The following is a 21,187-nucleotide window of genomic DNA, read 5'->3' as shown; positions in this document are numbered from 1 at the left end:
CATCCTCCTTTTTCCTTTTGATTAACCATTTATTGGAGTCACTTCTCCTACAAATAATTTTGTTCTACCTTTATACTTCCAATCACCTGCTACATCATCAGTATAAAAATCTGTATCATGCACATCTCCTTGTGGAGTAGTGTAATGTGAAGGCGAGTTTCTATTGCTTGCACTTCCTCCTTTAATCGCCTGTAAATTTCTAAGTTTCTTGTTTTCTAATGAAGAGAAGCTGCTCTTCATTCCTTGTAGTTTTTTCATAATGTTGATAATTTTTTAATTAAAATTTGTGTTGCCATATAATCCCTGGCATGGGTGCTTATTCTTCTATTGTATCCGGCACTGTACACATGCAGGTAAAATAAAATGAACAATTGCTTCAACGTTGATAGTTTCAAAACTAAAAATAAGTATCTCACTATTTTGTGATTTTTAATGTATTTTGTTTGTAATTTTTACTTGCACAAACCCTTAATCATAGAGCCGTGAGAGGTTTATCCGAATTTGAAAATCGGAGAAAGGGATAAGATAACTGGAAATATTTTAAAGTAAAATATTAAGAAAATTATAGAATGTGCGGAATGTGTTTTTTAATGTACAATACTGCAATAAAATCTTAGAAATAAAAACATATGCAAAATGTGTATGCATATTAAGTTAATCTTGTATTATTTTGTGGAAATGCCCCTTGAAAGAAAGAATCCAGCGCTGTATTTTCATCCAGTCCGAACTTCTTTTTAAGACGGTATTTGGTCATTCTTACACTTTTGGGTTCTACGTTCAGCAGATGGGCGATTTGTTTGGTTTCCATGCCTAGATAGATGTAGGCGCAGTATTTCAGATCTAATGCCGTAAGTTTTTGCAGGGCTTTTTCATTGATGTTTTTGAAGAAATCGGGATGCAGTTCCTGAATTCTGAAAGTCGTCTTTTCAAAATCATTGTCTACGCGGTTTTCTTCTTTTACAACCTGCTGAATATTAATATTACGATCAGACAGTTGGGTTTGAAGCTGCTGAAGAACCTCATTCTTGTGCTGGATATGCAGCTGGCCGGCCAGAACTTCACTTTGAAGTTTCTGTTGTTGAAAGGTAAGCAGTTCCTGTTCTGCCTTTAACCTGGCTTTTTCTTCTTCCTGTAGTTTTACCTGTATTTCGGCTTCATGTTTCTCCGTATTGAGTTTTTTCTCTCTTTCTATGGAGTAGCGCAGTTTGTAATGATAGGAACGGAACATAAAGAATGCCCCTATCAATCCTATGATTCCCAATCCTATATATAAGAACTTTTCTTTTTTCAGACTGTTGGCTTTTTCGTTCAGGGCTTTCAGTTCAGATTCTTTTTTCCGGGACTGGTATTGTGCTTCCAGTCTTTTAGCAGTTTCAACCTGGTTTTCATTATACAGAAGACTGTTGTACTCTGTTAATTTCGACTGATATTCGTAAGCTTTCTGATAGTTCTGCTGTTTCACATACAGTTTGGCCAGATCGGTTACTATGTTGATCATGACGTGGTAGTATATGGGTTTTTGCGTCAAGAGTAATTGTTCAGCCTGGAGAAGATACTGTTCAGCCAGTTCATCGTTCTGATCCTTCATAGCAAGGGCGCTCAATACACCAAATGCTCCCGCCCGGATGTTCTGGTTATAGGTGGTATGCTGGGTAAGATTGAATATTTCTTTGGTATTATTTTGAATTTCCAGCCGGATTTCCGGGGTAATGGTTGGATAGCTTAATTCATAATTGGTAAGATTCAGCAAAGCCAGCGAGTGGGTGTAGTCTGAAACATGCCCGGGAAACTGGTGATAAAGCGACACTGCTTTTTTACACATTTCGATAACAGCTTTTAAATCTTTCAGATCTCCTGTTTTTTCATAGCGGAAAGAGTAGCATACGGCCATGGCTGAATACGCAGAGCTTAGCATATTTTTATTGCCCGATTTCTGAGCCAGATCTATTGCTTTTCGGGCATATCGGGTGGCGCTTTCTGCATCATTCCATTCAGCGTAAATTCCGTAAAGAAGATAATTCAGTTTGGCATTTAAAAGAATTTCGGAAGGATGCTTTTCTACTTCAGAAAGGGTTTTCTGGATCAGTTTTATTGTATTTTCAGAATCTCCTAAAGTATTATGATAATAGATATTGAGGTAAGCTGCATAGAGAGCGGAGACCGGGTCTTTACTTCTCTGTGCAACAGCATTTGCTGCATCTATGATCTTCGGGACTTTGTCATATTCAGATTGATTGAGCAGTATAATTCCCTGCTGTGACAGAGCTTTTACTTCTTCTGCATCATCATGCTCAGTTTGAGCCAATTTTAATTGCTGGTGAACATACTTTTCAGCTTCAGAATACTGATCACTGATTCTGTAATATTCCGTAAGTTCATTATAGATCTTAAATTTCTCAGAAACTGAAATACTGTTTTGATTCAACTGATTTTTCAGCCCGTCTATAAACGTATTCTGAGCAGTACAGATTATACCGGACAATAAAAACAGAAAGTATAAAAATGAGTATTTCAGCTTCATAGGGTGAAAGTACAAAAATTGTAAATATTGATCAATTGATAAGAAAGATTTAAAAATATAGATAAAATTATAATATTCTGATTTATAGATTGTTGTTTAAATGTGTAGTCGTTTTGTAGTCATTGTTAATAGGAGTTGAAGATGTTTTGTAGGCATAGAAAAAAGTGTTTTTATGTTTTTCCTCTGCAATTTTGACCCGGCAAATAAATCACATCATGCTAATTTTAAAATACTTTATCATGAACAATAAAACATTATCAATTGTATCGTACATTACCCTGATCGGTTGGCTGGTCGCTTTCATTACGGGAAAGAAAAAAGCAGACGGTTTTTTGAGATACCATCTTAAACAGGGGCTGGGATTAGCTGTTTTTTGGCTTGTTCTGGGAATTATCCTTAGAATATTAATGGCGGTTACCCACATCGGTCTTTTGGGAATATTAGGCTTTATTCCATTAATATTAACTGTTATCGGGATTATTAATGCAGCCAATGAAGTTCAGAAACCTTTACCTCTTATCGGGAAAATGGTTGAAGATAAATTTTAATTCATTGGATAGGCTGTTATGGAAGAATTTAAACATCTGAAAAAAGAAGGATCAGGTTATGTTGTGAAACAGTATATATCATTACAGCATATTATTGTAGTGATGTGGGTATTGATTTCCATTCTGGTGATGGTGTACAGCAGTTATCTTAAAACAGGAATTGTATTGCTTCTGTTTTCTTTATTGCTCACAATCATTGCTTTCATCCCGCCCAGAATTCATTTCGATCCCGGATCAAAGCTTCTTACGGTGGTAAATACTGGATTGAAACGGAGACAGTTTACCTATAATCTGGATGAATTTGAAGGATTTGAACTACAGACCATCGGCATGGGAATTATTCCTTTAGGATGTTTTCTGTATGTTAATTTTAAAAATGTATCAGGTTTCAAACGCCCGGTAATCTCACAGTCTTTCAGTAAGAAGACCATGCAGGAAGTGGTGAATGAGTTGGAAGACCTCATAAAAACATAAGATAGCACACCCTATTATAATTGAACTATGAAAAAAACAGCAATCATTGCAGGAGTTTTTATATTTAGCCTTTCTGCTGTATCCTGTGATAAATTAGGTAAAATAAAAGATAAGCTTTCACAGGACAAGACGAAACAGATGAATCCTTTCAGTGTAAATTCCGGGGATGAAAACAGGGATATTATTGCTTTTAATAATAAAGCCGTGAAGATGGATGACGTTCATGCTGAATTTATCAAAAATTTTCAAAATGCCCTTAAACAAATGGATGATTATGTGAAAAATGCGCTTGCCAATCCGCAGTATTCCGGGATGACTCCCCTGTTTACACCCACCATCATGATGGGAGCTGAAAATGAAATGAAAGTTCCGGACGTATTAGGAAAGGATTATCAGGTCCTTGTAGATAAAATGATCAGTACATTTTCCGAATTAAAACTGCGGAAAAAGGAACTGGAATCTTATAAAGATGCCGAAGACTGGAAAGATGATCAAGGAAAGAAAATTTCCGAGCTGCGTGAAAAAGCAGATCAGCTGATCAAAGAAAACCGTAATGCTGCGAATGAATTATTTACCAAACTTGCTCCAAGAGCAGACAAAGCAGAAATAGAAGTTCTTAAAAATCATCCCCTTAAAGATCAGATCCTCCAATCTAAAGAAATAATGGAGCTGAGCCAGAAGATTGTTGATGATTCTTATAATTTTACAGATGCCAATGCTTATAAAAAACTGTTTGCCCAACAGTATCAGCAAATGGAAAAATTGTATACCCGGAATACAGAAGAGAAAATTCCTTATTCTGAAAAACAGAAAGAAAGAAGTTATCTTGCTTTTAATAACTCGGTGAATGATTTTCTTGGTAAAATGCGGATTGCACAGCGCTGCCTGAATGAGAACAGCGAAAGTCTCAACAGTGATCTTGATGAGCTGGAAAGAGAGGCTGGATACGTTCTTGACCGTTATAACACTTTCGTAGACTAATTCCCTAAATTGTAAAACTTAATATGATGAAAAAAACATTAGGTATTATTTTAATTATTATTGGATTTTGCCTCACGGTAATCGTGAAAATAGGCCCTTCCAGAGAAACTTCCTGGTTGTTCGGATATGGGGAGCTGCCACCGATACTTCTGGCTGCTGTCATGATCATTCCGGGTTGGATTATATACAATAAGAACAGGTAAACAGAGTTAAATAAGATAGCTGTAATCATGAAACTGGCTGGTCCTTTACCGGATTATTTAAGCTGATTTCGTAAGATAAAAGTATTTTTGCCTACCATTAAAAAAGAAAAATATGAATTTTGAAGACCTGAAACAACAAATAGAAGATGCTGCGAAAAAAGCATTTCTGGAAGTATATGAAAAACATGGTGCCGAAAAGATCTACAGTTTTGCTTTATATAGCGATGAAGGAGCTATGACGGTCTGTCCGGCAGTCAATACTTTACGGAATTTAAAGGAAGCAGATGAAGATGACTTTCTTTACTACAAATATGAACCCGCTGAATGGGCTTATGAAATGGAAGGAGCGGAGGATGAATTTGATGGAATCTGCACTCGTCTCCGTAATGTGTTGGATCAATATGAAGATGACGAATGGTTTGCTGAATTTCAGAATAAGCTTTATGAAACCTGCATTGAAGTATTGGAAAAGCTCAAAAACGAAGATTTTTTCAAAAAGATTACAGGAGAGGATATTTTTCTGATCTTTACCGTTTCAGATTATGAATTTGAAAAAGAAGACCTCAAAAAAATAATTGCCAGGCTTAATGACAATTCCTATAAAGACGAATATCTGAGCTGGATGGATACCTGGGGAACTTATTAAAATAGTCTCAGTCCTGGACTGGAATTTCTGATTTAGACAGGTTTGAAGATTGGAGAGAGAAGTTATGAAAGTCATCAATAATAAGTCTCACTTTGTTTTATCTTTTTCAAGGTAATTTGATTTTACATAGGCCTTTAACCCTTTAACCAAAAGCAACTTTCAGCCTCCTTCTTTCATCTTCTATGCATTCATAAAATAAAAACTAATACCCATGAAAACATTTTAAAAATATACCCATGAAACTGAACAAAATAATTGTATCTGAGACCTCTTTTAACAGTCCTGAACCCTATGATGTTATTTCTTCCAATATTTCCGTAGTGAATCTTTTAGAAGAAGAGGGCATTGATATAGGAAACATTCATGAAGATGCTGTGACAAGCTATTATGTTGATTATTATCTTTCACAGTACAGAAACGGAAACTTCTCTCAGTTTGTCTGGAACACCGGATGGTCCCCGGAGCTGAATAAGGTCATTAAAAAAGGCCTTGAAAAGATGGGGGCTGAAAAACATCTGGAATTGTTCAACGAACAATGCTCAAAAGTGGAAGACCTGGAAGAAGGTGAGCTTCAGAAGTTTCTGGAAAGTGACTATTTCGGACCCAATAAAACCAGAGATAAACTGAAAAACAGCTCGTTTTATAACCTGGAAGAAGATCTGATCATTTTAAATTCTCAATGGCTGAAAAATCATCCTGATCTGCAGGTACTTCCGATTGAAGAGATGTTTGTTGAACTGGAAAAATTTATAGGAAGAGCAATAGACAGAGAAAATTAACAGAAATAAAAAGCACAAATAACGGCAGTGTTGAAGTACATGAGTGCCAATTAAAAAAACACATCAACATAGATAACTAATGTACTCAACATTGAATATTACTTATGAACACATACAAGCACTACAAAAAAGACGGAAACCTTTATATTTTCAAAAATCAGCCTGTATTTATCACTATACTGACGGTTCTGATCTTTGCAGCTGCTGTGATGATATACAGGCTGAATATGCCGTTATTTGCTTTGTTTCTGGCCGCTGTAGGAATACTGATCATTGTTAATTTCTTTACCAAAAAATTTATTATTGATCCGGAAAGACAGACTATTACGGGACGGCACACCATCTTTGTTCCGGCAAAAACCTATTCCTTTAAAGATTTTACCAATTTCGAAGTATTTACTACCCGGTATATGGGCTTTATTACAACCAATATCATCCTGTCTATCCATTTTGAAGCAGATGGTAAAGATCAAAGGCTGACCATCGGACAATCCGTTACTCAAAAAGGAATTCAGAAAATGGTGAATGAAACGGAAGATATTATGGGAATAAATAAAAGCAGCAGATGAATGCAGCAGACCGCTATAAATTCACAGAGTTCGGGAATGAAATAAGTTTTATGCCCAATTATAATTTCCTTAAAACGCTGGTCTGGTGGCTGGGATTGGGAATAATTGCTCTCCCGGTGATCATTTATTTTATGGATAAAATGTCCGCAGACCAATTCAGAACCGCCCTGATCATATGGGGCATCTATATGATTTATTTTCTCTTTGATCTGTTCTTCCGAATCCCGGTGAAGTATATTTTTAACAAATCGGAGAAGCGTATTTACCGAAAGCTGCTTTTCACCAAAAAGATCATGAGTTTTGATGAGATGACCTATTTTATCAACGTAAACAATGGCGGATATTTCTATGCGATCGGGAAAAAGAGAAACCAGTTTGTGAAAAGCTACAGGATCAGTAATTATTTTTCCAATTCCAAAATTTCCGAAAAGAGAGAGGATGAATATATCCGGGATATATTATGTCCTGTGCTGGAAGCTGTGGGAACTTCTTTCGTTCAAAGGTAAACTTTGAAAAAACAATATGATGAAAACAGAGCCCGGGCTGTTCCGAAGGAACAGCCCGGGCCGTTTATTTTATGATCAAAGAAATCTTAGTTGGCTAAAACTTTTTTTACTGCTTCTTTTACTGCAGCAGAATCAATCTTATATTTCTTCATCAGTTCAGCAGGGGTAGCGGATTCTCCGAAAGTATCATTTACTGCCACAAATTCCTGTCTTGTAGGTCTTCTTCTTGCAAGCATTCCCGCAACAGATTCACCTAAACCGCCAAGATAGTTGTGCTCCTCAGCTGTTACGATTTTTCCTGTTTTTTCAACAGATTTTAAGATGATTTCTTCATCAAGAGGCTTAATGGTGTGGATATTGATCACTTCACAGGAAATACCTTCTTTTTCAAGCTCATCAGCGGCTACAAGAGATTCCCATACCAGGTGTCCTGTCGCAACAATCGTTACATCAGTACCTTCCTGAAGCATGATTCCTTTACCGATTTCGAAAGGCATATCTTCCGGAATAAATACAGGAACAGTTGGTCTTCCGAACCTTAAATATACAGGACCTTCATGCTCAGCAATAGCAATTGTAGCTGCTTTGGTCTGGTTGTAGTCACATGGGTTGATTACCGTCATCCCCGGAAGCATTTTCATCATACCGATGTCTTCCAGAACCTGGTGCGTAGCTCCATCTTCACCCAGAGTAAGACCTGCGTGAGAAGCACAGATTTTTACATTTTTCCCTGAATAAGCGATAGACTGACGAATCTGGTCATATACCCTTGAAGTAGAGAAGTTCGCAAAAGTTCCCGTGAAAGGAATTTTTCCTGTGATGCTTAAACCGGCAGCAAGACCCATCATGTTCGCTTCAGCAATACCTACCTGGAAGAATCTCTCAGGAGCCTTCTCAATGAATTTCTCCATTTTCAAAGAACCGATAAGGTCTGCACAAAGGGCTACTACATTAGGGTTTTTATCTGCAAGTTCCGCTAATCCGGCTCCGAATCCTGAACGTGTATCTTTTTTTTCTGTATATGTAAATTTCATTTTTATTTTTTTTATCGGGATTTAAGAATTAGTAATCAGCAGGAGCTTCTAAATACAATTGTTTGAATGCAGTATCCAATTGCTCATCATTAGGAGCTTTTCCGTGCCATGCATGAGTTCCCATCATATAATCTACTCCGTAACCCATTTCCGTGTGAAGGATGATCGCTACAGGCTTTCCTTTCCCTGTTTCTGTTTTGGCTTTTTCAAGAATCGCGATAACGGCTTCAAGATCGTTTCCGTTTTTCTCTTCAAGAACAATCCATCCGAAAGCTTCAAGCTTAGCATGAAGATTTCCAAGGCTTAATACATCATCAGTATCCCCGTCAATCTGACGGCCGTTGTAATCGATAGTAGAAATGATATTATCCACTTTTTTAGCAGCAGCATACATCAGAGCTTCCCAGATCTGACCTTCCTGAAGTTCTCCGTCTCCGTGAAGAGAATAAACAAGAGACTGGTCTCCGTCTAATTTTTTTCCCTCAGCTACACCAAGTGCTACAGAAAGTCCCTGTCCAAGAGAACCGGAAGCGATTCTGATACCAGGAAGCCCTTCATGAGTAGTAGGGTGCCCCTGTAATCTTGAATCCAGCTTTCTGAAGGTTCTCAGCTCATCTACCGGAAAGAATCCGAATCTTGCTAAAGTTGAGTAGAAAACCGGAGAAATGTGTCCGTTTGACAAATAAAAATGATCTTCATTTTTGCCCTCCATTGTGAAAGGAAGTTTATAGTTCATTACCTTCCCGTAAAGCGCTGTGAAGTATTCCGTACAACCTAAACTTCCGCCCGGGTGTCCTGAATTTACAGCGTGAACCATTCTTAAAATGTCTCTTCTGATCTGCGTAGTAAGAGATTTTAGCTCTTCAATACTTTTACTCATTATATCTGATTTATTTGCACGCGAATTTACGATTTTTTAATGGCTTACGGAAATGTAAAAATCCGGACCTAAGATCCGGATTTTGAATTATTTAATATTTCCTGCTTTTAACAGCCTTCATTAACATAAACTGTAATTTCTGTAACAATGTTGTTCACAAATTTAAAGGTAAGCTCTGTTCCTGCATCATAATCCTCAAGATTAAAATAACCTGTATCTTTCAGACGTTTTCCGTTATCATCCCAGGCCGGACGGACGCTGAATGTAGGATAATTTCTGTAAGTATTGATCAGTTCGTCTCTGGTACTTCCAACTCCCATTCCGCTTTTGGTTTTAAATTTTTTGCTGGTGGTTGTTATTCCGGTAATGGTAACAGCATTGGGTCTGGCTTCTCCTCCGTAACCCTGAAAAACATCAATATTAATCAGTTCACCATTATATTTTACGGTGTTTTTTACATCTCCTGTTGAAAGTTTTATTGATGTGCCGGCTATTTTTTCAGCTTCACTTTTGTCCATAAAGATTTTGAATGGCCCGATTCTTAAAGTAGAAACTTCGAAATTTTCCTGTGCATTCACAAAACCAAAAGTGATGACCAGTACAAGAAATGAGATCATTTTTTTCATAAGTGTAATTCCTGTTTTGATGTTTAATAATTTGCCCCCAAAGATACTCAAAATGGACAAACTTATAGAATGGTTGAATAATTTATTCCGATAGATGAGGAGTAAAACAAAACTAAAAATATAGAAACCTCTTTGATGCAGGAACTGAAATTATGCTCTTTTGAATAATGTTTGCTGAATATTGGTTATTATTGAGAATTTTATTTTATAAATAATTTAAAATTAGTTACTCTTATTAATGAGTGTTAATTTTTGTTTTTTTTGAATACTAAAATTGCATAAATTTGATTGATTTAATAATTATTCTAGAATTAAATTATGAATTGATATACAGTGATTTGTATTTCTTCTTTTTTTTCTGAACTGTACTTTGTAAAAATCAAAAATCACCATAATATGAAAATTAAAAAGCTATTTTATGTAGGGATATTTATGATATCCATTTCTTTGGGAAAGGCCCAGGATTTTTTTGCTGCAATCAGTGAAAAAACCATTAGAGCAGATCCTAAAAACAGAACGATACAGCCCGAAAAGTTTCTTACTTACAAACTGGATATGGCCGGAATGAGAAACTATTTTAATTCAGTTCCAGAGCTGAGTGATAATGATCTTAAAAATAAGGCTCCAATCATTGTTTTACCTATGCCTGACGGAACAAAAGCGAAATTTAAAATCTGGAAGTCTTCAGTAATGGCTCCGGAATTAGCCCAAAAGTTCCCTCAGTTAATTACGCTAACAGGGCAGGGGGTTGATGATCAATATGCAACCATAAAACTGGATATTACAGAGTTTGGATTTCATGCTCAGATAAAATCAGTAGCCACAGGCGATACGTATATTGACCCTTATGCAAGAAATGATGTCAATAATTATATCGTTTACAAAAAAGGGGATTTAATTGATAAAAACCCAAAGGTGTGTGAAACGAAAGATGAAAACTTTCAACGGGAAAAAAAAAGCGGACAAAAAACCGTAACACCAAGCGTAGGTACTCAAATTAGAATTTTCCGTCTTGCTATAGCTTGTACCGGAGAGTATGCACGGGCTGCTACAGGATCAAATTCTCCTACTGTTGCTCAAACCTTATCAGCCATTGTAACCACTGTAAACAGGGTAAATGGAGTATATGAGCAGGAAGTCGCTGTTAGATTGGTTTTAATTGCTAATGAAACCAGTATTATCTTTACAGATCCGGCTACAGATCCTTTTAACGGAAATAATAATGCATATACATTAATTGACGAAAGTCAGGAGCAAATTAATGCCATCATAGGAGCGGCTAATTATGACATAGGCCACACCTTTAGTACAGGAGGTGGCGGTTTAGCCGGCTCAGGCATATGTTATGCTGATTACAAAGCAAGTGGAATTACCGGCTCTTCTAATCCTGTTGGTGATCCTTATGATATAGATTATGTGTGTCACGAGGTAGGGCATCAATTTGCCGGCCCCCATACTTTTAATGCAGTAACAGGAAGTTGTGATGGTAATCGTAATGCAGCTACTGCTGTAGAACCGGGAAGCGGAATTACCATTATGGCTTATGCAGGGATTTGCGAAAACATAAATGACCTGGCCAACAATAGTATTCCTATTTTTCATACCAATTCATTTGAGTCTATTACTGCAGAAGTTCGGTCAATCTCATGTCAGGTGACAACTCCTGTTTCCAATACAGCTCCTGTGGTAAATGCAGGAAATAATTACATCATTCCTAAAAGTACTCCGTTTAAACTGACAGGTTCTGCAACAGATGCTGAAAATACAGCGCTTACCTATTGCTGGGAACAAAACGACGTAGGCCCTGAAGGAGACTGGAATGCTCCAACAGGAAATGCCGCGCTGTTCAGATCATTTATGCCGGTAACAGTTCCTTACAGATATTTCCCAAAGATTACAGATATCATCAACAATACAACAACCAAAGGAGAAATTCTGCCTTCTTACGGAAGAACAATGGAGTTCAGACTCACCGTGAGAGATAATAATGCAGGATGTGCAGGGGTGGCCAATGATGATGCATCCATTACTGTTAATGCCAGTTCAGGACCATTCAAAGTTACTGCACCTACAACAGCAGTAAGCTGGAACGGGAATAGTTCTCAGACTATAACATGGGACGTAGCCAATACAACAGCAGCTCCTGTAAGCTGTGCCAACGTAAGTATTTTACTGTCAACAGACGGAGGACTTACTTATCCTACCACTATTGTAGCCTCTACTCCCAACGATGGATCAGAGGTCATTACAATTCCTAATGTAAATACTACGCAAGCCAGAATTATGGTAGCAGGAGTAAATAATGTTTTCTTTAATATCAATCCTGTTAATTTTACCATTAGCCGTGTACTGGGTGTAGACGAAACAAAAGGTGATAAAGATGTATTCGCGGTATATCCTAATCCAAGCAAAGGGATACTGAACATTAAATTTATCAATCAAAAAGATGCATATGACATCATGGTATATGATGTAAGCGGAAGGCTGGTATTCAGTCAGATGAACAATAAATTAAATACTGATCAACTGGGAACTTTCAACTTGTCTCAACTAGTAAAAGGAGATTATCTGATTAAGATCAAAACAAAAGATATGGATAAAACCGTAAAATGGATCAAAGAATAATCAGTTCCTGAAAAATTTACCTGATAAAAGGCTGTTTTCCAACTTGTGAAAACAGCCTTTTTACTTTTAGAGTAAAATCAAATAAGAGCATAAAAAAGAGCAATAAAAATTACTCTTTTTAAAATTTATCCGGAATTTAATTTTCAGATTAAACGACTTTTAAATACTGCTTGTTTTTCACCAGCCATAAACCGATGAAGGTCAGAAGGCCGTTAAGAACAATCAGTTCAACTCCGATGCGGTAATCTGTGTATGTGGTAACCGCTAAATTGATCAGATAAGTGATAATAGGGGCTAAAATGGTTACTGCCAGGATTGAATATTTTCTTGAGATCTGGAATTTGGTGAAAATTCCGAAAGCAAACAGTCCTAATAACGGTCCGTAAGTGTAACCCGCAATTTCCATGATCAGATAAACGATAGATTTGTCATTCAATGCTTTAAATACCATGATCAGTATGAAAAATACCACAGTGAAAATCAGGTGGACTTTCATACGAAGACGTTTTTTCTCTTTTTCAGTTTTGGTTTTATCCTCGTTGAGGTTAAGCAGGTCAACACAGTATGAACTTGTTACCGCTGTTAATGCACCATCTGCAGAGGGGAATAAAGCAGAAATAAGCCCGATAATAAAGATAATGGAAATAGCCATTGGAAAGTATCCCTGAAGTGACAAAGCAGGGAAAAGGTCATCCCCCATAATATTTTTGATATTTCCGGCAGAGTCTTTAAATCCGAAAATATTGGTAATGGTTTCTCCGTTAATTTTCCCGTATTCCGCACCATTCTGTAAGGCAAAAAGATAAAGAAGACCTCCTAGGAATAAGAAGGCAAGATTTACAAAAAGAAGAGTTCCTGCAAAAGTCAACATGTTCTTTTTAGAATTCTTAAGGTTGTCCACGGAAATATTCTTCTGCATCATTTCCTGATCCAGTCCGGTCATGGCAATTGTAATAAAAATACCGCCCAGAATGGTTTTAAGAAAAAATGTCTTGGAATTCGGATCGGAATTCACAAAATGAGTATAATTTTTCTGTTCCAGAATAGTATAGGCTTCACTAAAAGATAAATTCAGGTTGGATAAGATATAAATGATACAGCCTACTAAACTGATGATCATGAATGAAGTTTGTAACGTATCCGTAATCACAATGGTCTTTACACCGCCTTCAAAAGTATATAAAAGCACCATAAGGAGAAGGACAAGGGCTGTAACCCAAAAAGGAACTCCCAGGCCTTCAAGCAGGAATATCTGTAAAACATTCACAACCAGATATAGTCTTGCAGTAGCTCCAATGGCTCTGGAAATGATAAAAAATATCGAGCCTATTTTATGAGCTTCTACATTGAATCTCTTTCCCAGATAAGTGTAAATGGAAGTCAGGTTCATCTTATAGTAGAGCGGAAGCAATATGGCGGCAACAATAAAATATCCTATGAAAAAGCCAATCACCATCATATAATATTCAAAACCACCGTAAATGTATTCCGAACCCGTCATTTTTCCAACGGTTCCCGGAACCGAAATAAAGGTAACACCACTTAAACTGGTTCCTATCATTCCAAATGCAACAAGCCACCATTTACTTTTTTTATTGCCGATAAAAAACGATTGATTATCAGAATTTCGGCTGGTAAAATAAGAAATCACCAGAAGACCGATGAAATAAATAAAAACAAATAGCAAAAGGATCGTTCCTGAATTCATGCTTTAATTAAATTTTAGCAAATATAGTTTTTTTCTGTTCTGCTGAAACCTCCATGTTTCAAAAATCATAGGATAGTCTCAATATCGGAAAAATGAAAAAACCTCCCGGGCTAATATCCGGAAGGTTTGTATGGTAAAAGACGAAAATAGTAATTAATTCACTAAAACATCCTGAAGTTCCTCACTTTTCTGAAAACTTGCTTTTGCGAAAGGGCAGAGCGGAATGATCTTTTTTCCGTTTTTCCTGGCAAAACCTACTGCTGCCAGAAGCATTTCTTTGCCTACGCCTTTTCCGTTGTAAGCTTCTTCCACTTCAGTGTGGTCAATAATAAATCTTTCTTCTCCTGCCCAGGTATAGGTCATTATTCCTGCGCGTCTTCCATCTATGAAAGCTTCAAAACTTCCGTGTTTCTCGTCGTTGTTTTGTTTTACTTCGATCATGCTATGAGAATTTAGTTAGTATTTCTATGTCGTTGGTTAATATTTTGTGAACAGGGCAGGCATCCGCAATGGTATGAAGTCTTTTCATCTGCTCATCATCCAGATTGCCTTCAAAACTAATATCTCTTTTGAAAACAGCCCTTTTGGTTAGTGGAAAATTTTCAAGCTCTACCTCTACATTGATATTTTCTATATCCCATTCCTTTCTGTCAATATACATTCTTAAAGTAGCTGCTGTACAGCTTGCCAGTGAGGTTGCCAGAATTTCAAATGGATTGAAGCCTTTGTTCTGTCCTCCCTTGTCGATAGGTTCATCAGTAATGATCTGGTTTTCGCCGGCTGTTACCTCAGTATAATATTTTGTTTTTCCTAAAATTGCTTTTACGGTTACCGCCATTATTGCTTTGTATTGAATTTATAACTTAATGCTCCTGAAGGGCAATGGTCTATTTGGTTTTTAAGTTCTTCCGGAGTTGCGTTTTCTGCTTTTATCCAGGGTCTGTCTTTCGGATTATAGACTTTGGGAAGCATTTTTACGCAGACAGCCGAGTGGATACACTTCTGGGGTTGCCAGATGACAGTGATACTGCCGTTAGGATATTCATGTGTTTCCATATCAATTTTCTTTTAATGATTTTTCGATTCTTCGGTCCGGAATCAGCCATATAAGAGCCACGATATAATAAAAACCTATGGCAATATAAGGATAAAAAAATGAAACAGCGATTCCTAAAACATAAAATATGATTGAAATATATTCTTTGAGTTTAGAATGAATTGCTTCTTTCAACTGTGAATTCTCTCCCTCACAACGGATAATTACATGTTCCAGAACGGTGTAGGCAATGGCACTCATAATAAGTCCGACACCATAGGTCGCAACGGGGTTTTTAGCAAAATGAGTGGTTCCTATCCATTCCGTGGCAATAGGCATCAGTGAAAGCCAGAATAGCAGATGTAAATTGGCCCAAAGAATACTGCCGTCCACTTTTTTTACTGCCTGAAACAGATGATGGTGGTTGTTCCAGTAGATTCCTACATAAATAAAACTGAAAATATAAGCCAGGAATTTAGGCATAATGGGCTTGAGACTAGCCCAGCTGGTTCCTTCCGGTACTTTCAGTTCAAGGACCATGATGGTGATAATAATCGCTAAAACACCATCGCTGAATGCTTCCAGCCTCCCTTTAGTCATTGGTTTTTACCTGATTTTTAAAGTTTTCTATCTTCATTTTCAGCTCAGCAAGCATTTCAGGATTGATTACACCGCTTTCCAGATCAAAATTTTCGTAGAACTTGGAAAGGGAAAATGCTTCTTTGATATCCGCTCCGAACTGAGGGAAAAAGATTTTGGCTGTATTCATCACATTTCCTCCGCCATAGCCTCCCGGAGAAGTGCTCATCAGCAGCATTGGTTTGTTCTGAAATACCTTTACATTAATCCTTGATGCCCAGTCGAAAACATTTTTAAAAGCAGCACTGTATGATCTGTTGTGCTCAGCAAGTGAACAAATGATCACATCACAGTCTTCAATTACTTTTAAAAAGTTGTGCGCTTCATCAGGGAAACCTTTCTTTTCAAGATCCACAGAAAAAACCGGCATACTGAAATCATTAAGATCAATTAAATTGATTTCCTCATTCTGAAAATCTTTCAGAACAAACTTTACCAGTTCCCTGTTGATGGAGGTGGAAGACGTACTTCCTGCAAATGCTAATATTTTCATGGTTTTTATAATCAGTTCCGGACTGAATTTATTTTCTGTTTAAAATGGCTTTGGGAAGAGGTACATATTCTTCTTCATCTCCCGGAACTAATGGAAACGCATCATGGTTCTGATCGTTCCAGTTGACTTTGGCCTGATCAATCATTTCCTTGTCAGAATTCACAAAATTCCAGAATATAAAACGTTCCTCATCAAAAGGTTCGCCTCCGAAAAGATAAACCGTTCCGTTTTCACTCATATCAAATTCACAAAGTTTTGTGTCTTTTGCGATCATCAGCTGTTTGGAACCATAAGAATTCCCATCAGTTGTCACTGTTCCGTCCAGAACGTACATCGCTGCTTCACCATACAAATCTTTACCAATGCTTATTTTCTTTGGCTCTTTGGTTTTGATCTCAATGAAAAATAATTTGCTGTGAATAGGAACTGCAGATTTTCTGCCGAAAGCCTCACCTGCAATTAATTTATACTGAATTCCGTCTTCTTCCCATACAGGAATTTCATCTGCTTCAATGTGATGGAAAGTAGGTTCTGTCTGTTCAAGATGTTTTGGAAGACCTACCCAGATCTGGAATCCATGAAGTCTTTTGTCACTGTGTCTTAAATATTCTGGGGTTCTTTCAGAGTGTACAACTCCTTTTCCTGCAGTCATCCAGTTCACGGCACCTGGTTTTATCTCAATGGCACTTCCGATGCTGTCTCTGTGAAAAATAGACCCTTCCAACAGATAGGTAAGGGTAGATAATCCGATATGCGGATGAGGCGGAACATCAAGATTCTGATAGTCTTTCAGTTCAGAAGGTCCCATATGATCAATAAAAACAAACGGGCCCACTGCTCTTTTTTCACGGAAAGGAAGAAGTCTTCCCACCAGGAAATTTCCTATATCTGCCGCTTTTTCTTCTATGATAAGTCCGATATTTGACATAATAAAGTAAAATATTTTTTTAGTTGTTTCTTAATGCCCTGTAAAAGTGTAATTAAAGTTTGTCGTATCCGTTAAATCTTTCATCTACGATGCGTTTCCATTCCGGGTGTTTCTGGATATAAGCAAAAACGTAAGGACAGTACGGAAGAAGCTTTTTTTCATGTTCTTCAATGTATATCAGGGTTTTTTCCACAACGGCTGCTGCGGCACCGGTTCCTGCAAGTTCAGGCTCAGCTTCTGTATGTACCAATGCAATCTGGTGCCCCATTTCACGGTAATCAATAAAAGCAAAATGTCCGTTTACTTCTATTTCAAATCTTTTGTCGGTTTTTACAAGGGGTATATTTTCAAATTCTGGTTTCATAATTTTGTAGTAAAGGGGAGTTATATAAATTTTTATCTGAAGACTAAACCTAACAGGTTTCTAAAACCTGTTAGGTTTGCCAATTATATGTTTACTCTAACATGATATAAAGTTAGTAAAAAAGGAATAATCAAAGATTAAGATAAATTTAAATCTGTTAATCTTCCAGATAACCGAATTTTCCGGTATTGAAGTCTTCAAAAGCCTGCATGATTTCTTCTCTGGAATTCATGACAAAAGGTCCGTGAGGATAGATCGGTTCATTAATCGGCTCGCCGCTGATGATCAGCACCGTTGAATTTTCCTGAGCTTCAATGCTGAAAGTTTCCCCTTCATTTTTAAATAAAACAAAGTGGTCAGCAGTAACTTTTTCCTCTCCATTTACGGTAATGCTTCCTTCAATAACCAGAGCTGCCGTATTAAAATGAGCAGGAAAGCTGAATTCTGCTTTTCCGCCTGCGTTTAATTTGGCATTCATCATATTCACCGGGGTAAATGTTTCAGCAGGACCAGTATGCCCATTATATTCTCCCGCAATAATTTCCACAAGTCCGTTATCACCCAGATCTACACGCTCCATTGCTGAATTTTCTATCGCCTGGTATTTCGGATTACTCATTTTATCTTTGGCAGGGAGGTTTACCCACAGTTGTACCATCTGAAAAATTCCTCCTTTTTTAGACCATTCTGTTTCATGATATTCTTTGTGAAGAACTCCTTTTGCAGCGGTCATCCACTGTACGTCACCTTCGCCGATAATTCCGCCGCCGCCGGCACTGTCATGATGCTCTACCTTTCCCTGATAAGCTATGGTTACAGTTTCAAAGCCTCTGTGCGGGTGAACGCCTACACCTCTTGGTCTTTCAGAACCGTTAAAGTGAAACTTTGAATTGTAATCCAGCATAATGAAAGGATCCATTCTCTTCATATCCAGTCTGCTTGCGCCCGGAATAAAATTATGAACTCTAAAACCGTCGCCTACAAAATGCGCAGGTCTTGGAGATACTACGATTTCTACCTGTTTAGTTGTCATAATATTGTTGATTTATATAACAAAAGTACGACAGGCAAAATCCGGGTGCATTGATCTGTGATAAGTTCGGAAGAAAACAGATCAACAAGAGAAAAGTATTCACAAAGATCTTAAAATTAGTTCTCTAGGAATATGAAGCTCTTATGCTTCAAAGCAATATTAAAAATACATTTATTATTCTTCCTTCGATTTCATATTCTTTCCATCCGAAATATGCAATCTCCTGAAAACAAATCCCGATAAAATAGTAAGTATTCCTACAGTAAGGAACGTATATCTGAAGGCATTATGGGTTTCCCCTTTGATGAGGTCTGAACTTTCAAAAAGTTTTAAAACGATCAGTCCGAAAGCAATTCCGAAGCCGATAGCAAGCTGCTGGTTGACAGATATTAATGAATTTCCGCTGCTGGTCTGAAAATTCCTGAGGTCTGCAATAGAAATGGTATTCATTGAGGTAAACTGGATAGAGTTGAAAAATCCCAATACCGCAATAATAGGGACAAACCAATATAAAGAAGTATGAATATCCGGAATGGCAAGAAGACAGATCAGGGTTCCGATGATGAAGGTATTCACCATTAAGGTCTGGCGATAGCCGTAACGATCCAGAATTTTAATGACGGATGATTTTCCGAATATAGCGGTTAAAGCCATGGGAGCAATAATCCATCCGGAAGTAACCGCCGATTGTTTATAGGCAATCTGAATCATGAGCGGTAAAAGCAATGGAACAGAGCTGATCCCCAAACGGGTGGCCAGATTTCCTACAATTCCTACTCTGAAAGTTCTTACCTGAAATAAGTTTAAAGGGAAAATAGGATTTCCGTCTCTTTTGGCATGTTTGTAATAATAGTAAAGAAATAAAAATCCAAGGATGAAGACTAAAAGGACCGGGCTTATGTTCTGGATATCCCCGAAAAGTTCCAGGGAAATTGAAAGCAGGAGAGAAGCGGCTGCAAAAATTAAAAAACCTTTAAGGTCGAAGTCTACATCATCAGACTTATAGTTAGGCATAAATTTTAAGCCCAAAATAATTCCTAAAACTCCGATCGGAATATTGATCAGGAAGATCCAGTGCCACGAAAGGTAATCTACCATATAGCCTCCTACCAACGGTCCAAGTACAGGTCCTATCAATGCTGGAATAATGGCAAAATTCATGGCTTTAAGCAGCTCGCTCTTGTCAAACGTTTTAATCAGGGCCAGCTTGCCTACCGGAGTCATCAGACTTCCGCCAATCCCCTGAATAACTCTTGAAATAACCAGATGGGTGAGGTTTTGGGAAAGTGAACAGAATAAAGATCCCAGACTGAAAAGCACCAGGGAAAATATAAATACCTTTCTGGTTCCGAACCGGTCTGCTAAAAATCCGCTGGCAGGCATAAAAACGGCTAATGTTAAAACATAGCTGATAATAGCGTTCTGCATATTCAACGGAGATTCATTGAGGTCTTTGGCAATGGATGGGAGAGAAGTATTCAGAATTGTGGAATCCAGCATCTGCATGAAAATAGCAGTGGCCAGAATGAATGGGAGGATTTTCTTTATGCTTGTTTGTTGCGGGCTTAATTCTGTCATGATGTACAGGCTGAAATGTTCAAAAGCTTTCAGACTTATTTATTTTGAAGACACTACTTGCTTTAAGTGATTTGATCTTTAGATAAAGAATTTCCTATAAAATTAAAAAAGTCCTGTGAATTTTCACAGGACTTTTCAATTTATTTTCTAGGTTTTTCTACTCCTTTCCATTCGTCGCCGGCTTTTCTGTACTGGCTTAAGATGTAAGTTTTGAAATCCTTTGTTTTGTATTCAATATTATCAGTGTTTTGTTCAAACGGCATAATGTAATAGTAATCAACATCCGTTTTGTCTGATTTGTTTCCTTTTTTTACAGTAGGAACATACTTAGAGAATTTATAGCTTGGAAGATATTGTCTTAATCTTGTATAGAAAGCTTTATCTTCTTTTTCATTAGGAATAATATCAACGATATTGAAATCATCTTTTTTCTTGTCGATCCAAAGATAGTACGTTTTTTCCTCGCCTAAATTTCTGTTGTAAGAATTGAATGCAAACAGTTCTTTAGGAACCAGCTCTTTGATCTTTTCAGGATCTACCTTAGTGTAATATTGTCCTTTAGACGGATCTACATAGGTTTCAAGGTTGTACATCAATACAGAATTGTTGGTGAAATTCTTGTTCTTGAAATATTGATTTAGAGACAATTCAGCTGTTGCTCTGAGCTCTTTTCCTCTTTCATCTAATTTTTTAGTAGGGTTCTGAGGATTTACCTTTTTTACAAACTCATATAAAACAGCCGGTTTTACATCTTTAAGGTGAGGATAGGTTTTAAGTTCCTCAGCTTTTGCCAGCCAGTAAAACTGCTGATAGAAGTCGTCCTTATCAGAATCCTTTACACTTTTATAAGCCAAAGCAAGCTTTTTTGAATTTAAGTATTTGCCGTATTTTCCCTGTCCAAAAGCAAAACTGATGGATAGTAAGGCAAATAAAACAGTAAGATTTCTTCTCATTTTTTTATAATTGATATTTTCGTTTTCCAAATATAATTATTTATTAGATATTATTTTTGATTG

25 protein-coding genes are annotated in these 21,187 nt (G+C 37.2%); 9 read left to right on the top strand and 16 right to left on the bottom strand.

The genetic code is table 11. The annotated features are described in order from the left end of the window. Positions 1-21 precede the first annotated feature (21 nt). Positions 22-258 (bottom strand): grasp-with-spasm system A modified peptide, encoded by a 237-nt coding sequence (locus J2Y40_RS09000; RefSeq protein ID WP_309998475.1) that lies wholly within the window; start codon positions 256-258, stop codon positions 22-24. A gap of 391 nt (positions 259-649) precedes the next feature. Then, positions 650-2,521, bottom strand: a complete 1,872-nt coding sequence (locus J2Y40_RS08995; RefSeq protein ID WP_309998473.1) for a hypothetical protein — start codon at positions 2,519-2,521, stop codon at positions 650-652. A 239-nt stretch (positions 2,522-2,760) separates the two neighbouring features. On the opposite strand from J2Y40_RS08995, the gene J2Y40_RS08990 reads away from it, so the two are divergent. The 8 genes from J2Y40_RS08990 (at position 2,761) to J2Y40_RS08955 (ending at position 7,227) form a co-directional block, all read left to right on the top strand. Further along, entirely contained in the window at positions 2,761-3,069 is a 309-nt protein-coding gene (locus J2Y40_RS08990) for a DUF4870 domain-containing protein (RefSeq protein WP_309998471.1), read from the top strand. Positions 3,070-3,087: 18 nt separating this feature from the next. After that, positions 3,088-3,543 (top strand): hypothetical protein, encoded by a 456-nt coding sequence (locus J2Y40_RS08985; protein WP_309998469.1) that lies wholly within the window; start codon positions 3,088-3,090, stop codon positions 3,541-3,543. A 27-nt stretch (positions 3,544-3,570) separates the two neighbouring features. Further along, the gene (locus J2Y40_RS08980) at positions 3,571-4,524 is read left to right on the top strand and encodes a DUF3829 domain-containing protein (RefSeq protein WP_309998468.1); all 954 of its coding nucleotides are present in this window, start codon (positions 3,571-3,573) and stop codon (positions 4,522-4,524) included. A 26-nt stretch (positions 4,525-4,550) separates the two neighbouring features. Beyond that, positions 4,551-4,727 carry a hypothetical protein gene (locus J2Y40_RS08975; RefSeq protein WP_153398416.1) on the top strand — a complete coding sequence of 59 codons (177 nt, stop codon included), beginning with the start codon at positions 4,551-4,553 and terminating at the stop codon, positions 4,725-4,727. A 112-nt stretch (positions 4,728-4,839) separates the two neighbouring features. After that, complete coding sequence (locus J2Y40_RS08970; RefSeq protein ID WP_153398417.1) at positions 4,840-5,373, top strand: DUF4303 domain-containing protein; 534 nt, start codon at positions 4,840-4,842, stop codon at positions 5,371-5,373. Positions 5,374-5,609: 236 nt separating this feature from the next. Beyond that, a complete protein-coding gene (locus J2Y40_RS08965; RefSeq protein ID WP_309998464.1) occupies positions 5,610-6,152 on the top strand; it encodes a hypothetical protein in 543 nt (180 codons plus the stop codon). 104 nt (positions 6,153-6,256) lie between these two features. Further along, positions 6,257-6,721, top strand: coding sequence for a hypothetical protein (locus J2Y40_RS08960; RefSeq protein WP_309998462.1), 465 nt, complete (start codon positions 6,257-6,259; stop codon positions 6,719-6,721). Further along, positions 6,718-7,227: a hypothetical protein gene (locus J2Y40_RS08955; protein ID WP_309998461.1), complete on the top strand. Its 510-nt coding sequence runs from the start codon at positions 6,718-6,720 to the stop codon at positions 7,225-7,227. Before J2Y40_RS08960 ends, J2Y40_RS08955 begins: the two co-directional genes overlap by 4 nt. A gap of 86 nt (positions 7,228-7,313) precedes the next feature. Here the strand turns inward: J2Y40_RS08955 and J2Y40_RS08950 are convergent, their stop codons facing one another. From J2Y40_RS08950 to J2Y40_RS08940, 3 genes are all read right to left on the bottom strand, one after another. Continuing rightward, positions 7,314-8,261, bottom strand: coding sequence for a transketolase family protein (locus tag J2Y40_RS08950; RefSeq protein ID WP_309998460.1), 948 nt, complete (start codon positions 8,259-8,261; stop codon positions 7,314-7,316). 28 nt (positions 8,262-8,289) lie between these two features. Then, positions 8,290-9,144 (bottom strand): transketolase, encoded by an 855-nt coding sequence (locus J2Y40_RS08945; protein WP_262885801.1) that lies wholly within the window; start codon positions 9,142-9,144, stop codon positions 8,290-8,292. Positions 9,145-9,248: 104 nt separating this feature from the next. Beyond that, the gene (locus J2Y40_RS08940; protein ID WP_153398427.1) at positions 9,249-9,767 is read right to left on the bottom strand and encodes a hypothetical protein; all 519 of its coding nucleotides are present in this window, start codon (positions 9,765-9,767) and stop codon (positions 9,249-9,251) included. Between the two features lie 396 nt (positions 9,768-10,163). On the opposite strand from J2Y40_RS08940, the gene J2Y40_RS08935 reads away from it, so the two are divergent. Next, positions 10,164-12,392, top strand: coding sequence for a reprolysin-like metallopeptidase (locus J2Y40_RS08935; RefSeq protein ID WP_309998457.1), 2,229 nt, complete (start codon positions 10,164-10,166; stop codon positions 12,390-12,392). A 148-nt stretch (positions 12,393-12,540) separates the two neighbouring features. On the opposite strand, the gene J2Y40_RS08930 is transcribed toward J2Y40_RS08935, so the two are convergent. The 11 genes from J2Y40_RS08930 to J2Y40_RS08880 form a co-directional block, all read right to left on the bottom strand. Next, on the bottom strand, positions 12,541-14,100 hold the full coding sequence (locus tag J2Y40_RS08930) for a sodium:solute symporter (RefSeq protein WP_153398432.1): 1,560 nt from the start codon (positions 14,098-14,100) through the stop codon (positions 12,541-12,543). A gap of 153 nt (positions 14,101-14,253) precedes the next feature. Next, positions 14,254-14,541, bottom strand: coding sequence for a GNAT family N-acetyltransferase (locus tag J2Y40_RS08925; protein ID WP_185152015.1), 288 nt, complete (start codon positions 14,539-14,541; stop codon positions 14,254-14,256). A 1-nt stretch (position 14,542) separates the two neighbouring features. Then, entirely contained in the window at positions 14,543-14,938 is a 396-nt protein-coding gene (locus J2Y40_RS08920; RefSeq protein ID WP_153398434.1) for an OsmC family protein, read from the bottom strand. Further along, positions 14,938-15,156 carry a (4Fe-4S)-binding protein gene (locus tag J2Y40_RS08915; protein WP_153398436.1) on the bottom strand — a complete coding sequence of 73 codons (219 nt, stop codon included), beginning with the start codon at positions 15,154-15,156 and terminating at the stop codon, positions 14,938-14,940. Before J2Y40_RS08915 ends, J2Y40_RS08920 begins: the two co-directional genes overlap by 1 nt. A gap of 1 nt (position 15,157) precedes the next feature. Further along, the gene (locus tag J2Y40_RS08910) at positions 15,158-15,736 is read right to left on the bottom strand and encodes a TMEM175 family protein (RefSeq protein WP_153398438.1); all 579 of its coding nucleotides are present in this window, start codon (positions 15,734-15,736) and stop codon (positions 15,158-15,160) included. After that, positions 15,729-16,268, bottom strand: a complete 540-nt coding sequence (locus tag J2Y40_RS08905; RefSeq protein WP_309998448.1) for an NADPH-dependent FMN reductase — start codon at positions 16,266-16,268, stop codon at positions 15,729-15,731. Before J2Y40_RS08905 ends, J2Y40_RS08910 begins: the two co-directional genes overlap by 8 nt. Before the next feature lie 28 nt (positions 16,269-16,296). Further along, on the bottom strand, positions 16,297-17,196 hold the full coding sequence (locus J2Y40_RS08900) for a pirin family protein (protein ID WP_309998446.1): 900 nt from the start codon (positions 17,194-17,196) through the stop codon (positions 16,297-16,299). Positions 17,197-17,248: 52 nt separating this feature from the next. After that, positions 17,249-17,560 (bottom strand): GNAT family N-acetyltransferase, encoded by a 312-nt coding sequence (locus J2Y40_RS08895; protein WP_153398442.1) that lies wholly within the window; start codon positions 17,558-17,560, stop codon positions 17,249-17,251. Positions 17,561-17,717: 157 nt separating this feature from the next. Further along, on the bottom strand, positions 17,718-18,593 hold the full coding sequence (locus tag J2Y40_RS08890) for a pirin family protein (protein ID WP_153398444.1): 876 nt from the start codon (positions 18,591-18,593) through the stop codon (positions 17,718-17,720). A gap of 174 nt (positions 18,594-18,767) precedes the next feature. Next, the gene (locus J2Y40_RS08885) at positions 18,768-20,171 is read right to left on the bottom strand and encodes an MFS transporter (protein WP_153398446.1); all 1,404 of its coding nucleotides are present in this window, start codon (positions 20,169-20,171) and stop codon (positions 18,768-18,770) included. A gap of 140 nt (positions 20,172-20,311) precedes the next feature. After that, a complete protein-coding gene (locus tag J2Y40_RS08880) occupies positions 20,312-21,124 on the bottom strand; it encodes a hypothetical protein (RefSeq protein ID WP_153398448.1) in 813 nt (270 codons plus the stop codon). Positions 21,125-21,187 lie beyond the last annotated feature (63 nt).

Source organism: Chryseobacterium sp. 2987, assembly GCF_031456375.1.
GTDB classification, from domain to species: Bacteria; Bacteroidota; Bacteroidia; order Flavobacteriales; family Weeksellaceae; genus Chryseobacterium; species Chryseobacterium vaccae.
Note: the sequence above shows the minus strand (reverse complement) of the source record. Positions and strands in the feature narration are given on the sequence as shown.

Coding starts and splice junctions, on each gene's coding strand:
- J2Y40_RS09000 (WP_309998475.1), bottom strand. CDS start 258: ATGAAAAAACTACAAGGAATGAAGAGCAGCTTCTCTTCATTAGAAAAC.
- J2Y40_RS08995 (WP_309998473.1), bottom strand. CDS start 2,521: ATGAAGCTGAAATACTCATTTTTATACTTTCTGTTTTTATTGTCCGGT.
- J2Y40_RS08990 (WP_309998471.1), top strand. CDS start 2,761: ATGAACAATAAAACATTATCAATTGTATCGTACATTACCCTGATCGGT.
- J2Y40_RS08985 (WP_309998469.1), top strand. CDS start 3,088: ATGGAAGAATTTAAACATCTGAAAAAAGAAGGATCAGGTTATGTTGTG.
- J2Y40_RS08980 (WP_309998468.1), top strand. CDS start 3,571: ATGAAAAAAACAGCAATCATTGCAGGAGTTTTTATATTTAGCCTTTCT.
- J2Y40_RS08975 (WP_153398416.1), top strand. CDS start 4,551: ATGAAAAAAACATTAGGTATTATTTTAATTATTATTGGATTTTGCCTC.
- J2Y40_RS08970 (WP_153398417.1), top strand. CDS start 4,840: ATGAATTTTGAAGACCTGAAACAACAAATAGAAGATGCTGCGAAAAAA.
- J2Y40_RS08965 (WP_309998464.1), top strand. CDS start 5,610: ATGAAACTGAACAAAATAATTGTATCTGAGACCTCTTTTAACAGTCCT.
- J2Y40_RS08960 (WP_309998462.1), top strand. CDS start 6,257: ATGAACACATACAAGCACTACAAAAAAGACGGAAACCTTTATATTTTC.
- J2Y40_RS08955 (WP_309998461.1), top strand. CDS start 6,718: ATGAATGCAGCAGACCGCTATAAATTCACAGAGTTCGGGAATGAAATA.
- J2Y40_RS08950 (WP_309998460.1), bottom strand. CDS start 8,261: ATGAAATTTACATATACAGAAAAAAAAGATACACGTTCAGGATTCGGA.
- J2Y40_RS08940 (WP_153398427.1), bottom strand. CDS start 9,767: ATGAAAAAAATGATCTCATTTCTTGTACTGGTCATCACTTTTGGTTTT.
- J2Y40_RS08935 (WP_309998457.1), top strand. CDS start 10,164: ATGAAAATTAAAAAGCTATTTTATGTAGGGATATTTATGATATCCATT.
- J2Y40_RS08930 (WP_153398432.1), bottom strand. CDS start 14,100: ATGAATTCAGGAACGATCCTTTTGCTATTTGTTTTTATTTATTTCATC.
- J2Y40_RS08925 (WP_185152015.1), bottom strand. CDS start 14,541: ATGATCGAAGTAAAACAAAACAACGACGAGAAACACGGAAGTTTTGAA.
- J2Y40_RS08920 (WP_153398434.1), bottom strand. CDS start 14,938: ATGGCGGTAACCGTAAAAGCAATTTTAGGAAAAACAAAATATTATACT.
- J2Y40_RS08915 (WP_153398436.1), bottom strand. CDS start 15,156: ATGGAAACACATGAATATCCTAACGGCAGTATCACTGTCATCTGGCAA.
- J2Y40_RS08910 (WP_153398438.1), bottom strand. CDS start 15,736: ATGACTAAAGGGAGGCTGGAAGCATTCAGCGATGGTGTTTTAGCGATT.
- J2Y40_RS08905 (WP_309998448.1), bottom strand. CDS start 16,268: ATGAAAATATTAGCATTTGCAGGAAGTACGTCTTCCACCTCCATCAAC.
- J2Y40_RS08900 (WP_309998446.1), bottom strand. CDS start 17,196: ATGTCAAATATCGGACTTATCATAGAAGAAAAAGCGGCAGATATAGGA.
- J2Y40_RS08895 (WP_153398442.1), bottom strand. CDS start 17,560: ATGAAACCAGAATTTGAAAATATACCCCTTGTAAAAACCGACAAAAGA.
- J2Y40_RS08890 (WP_153398444.1), bottom strand. CDS start 18,593: ATGACAACTAAACAGGTAGAAATCGTAGTATCTCCAAGACCTGCGCAT.
- J2Y40_RS08885 (WP_153398446.1), bottom strand. CDS start 20,171: ATGACAGAATTAAGCCCGCAACAAACAAGCATAAAGAAAATCCTCCCA.
- J2Y40_RS08880 (WP_153398448.1), bottom strand. CDS start 21,124: ATGAGAAGAAATCTTACTGTTTTATTTGCCTTACTATCCATCAGTTTT.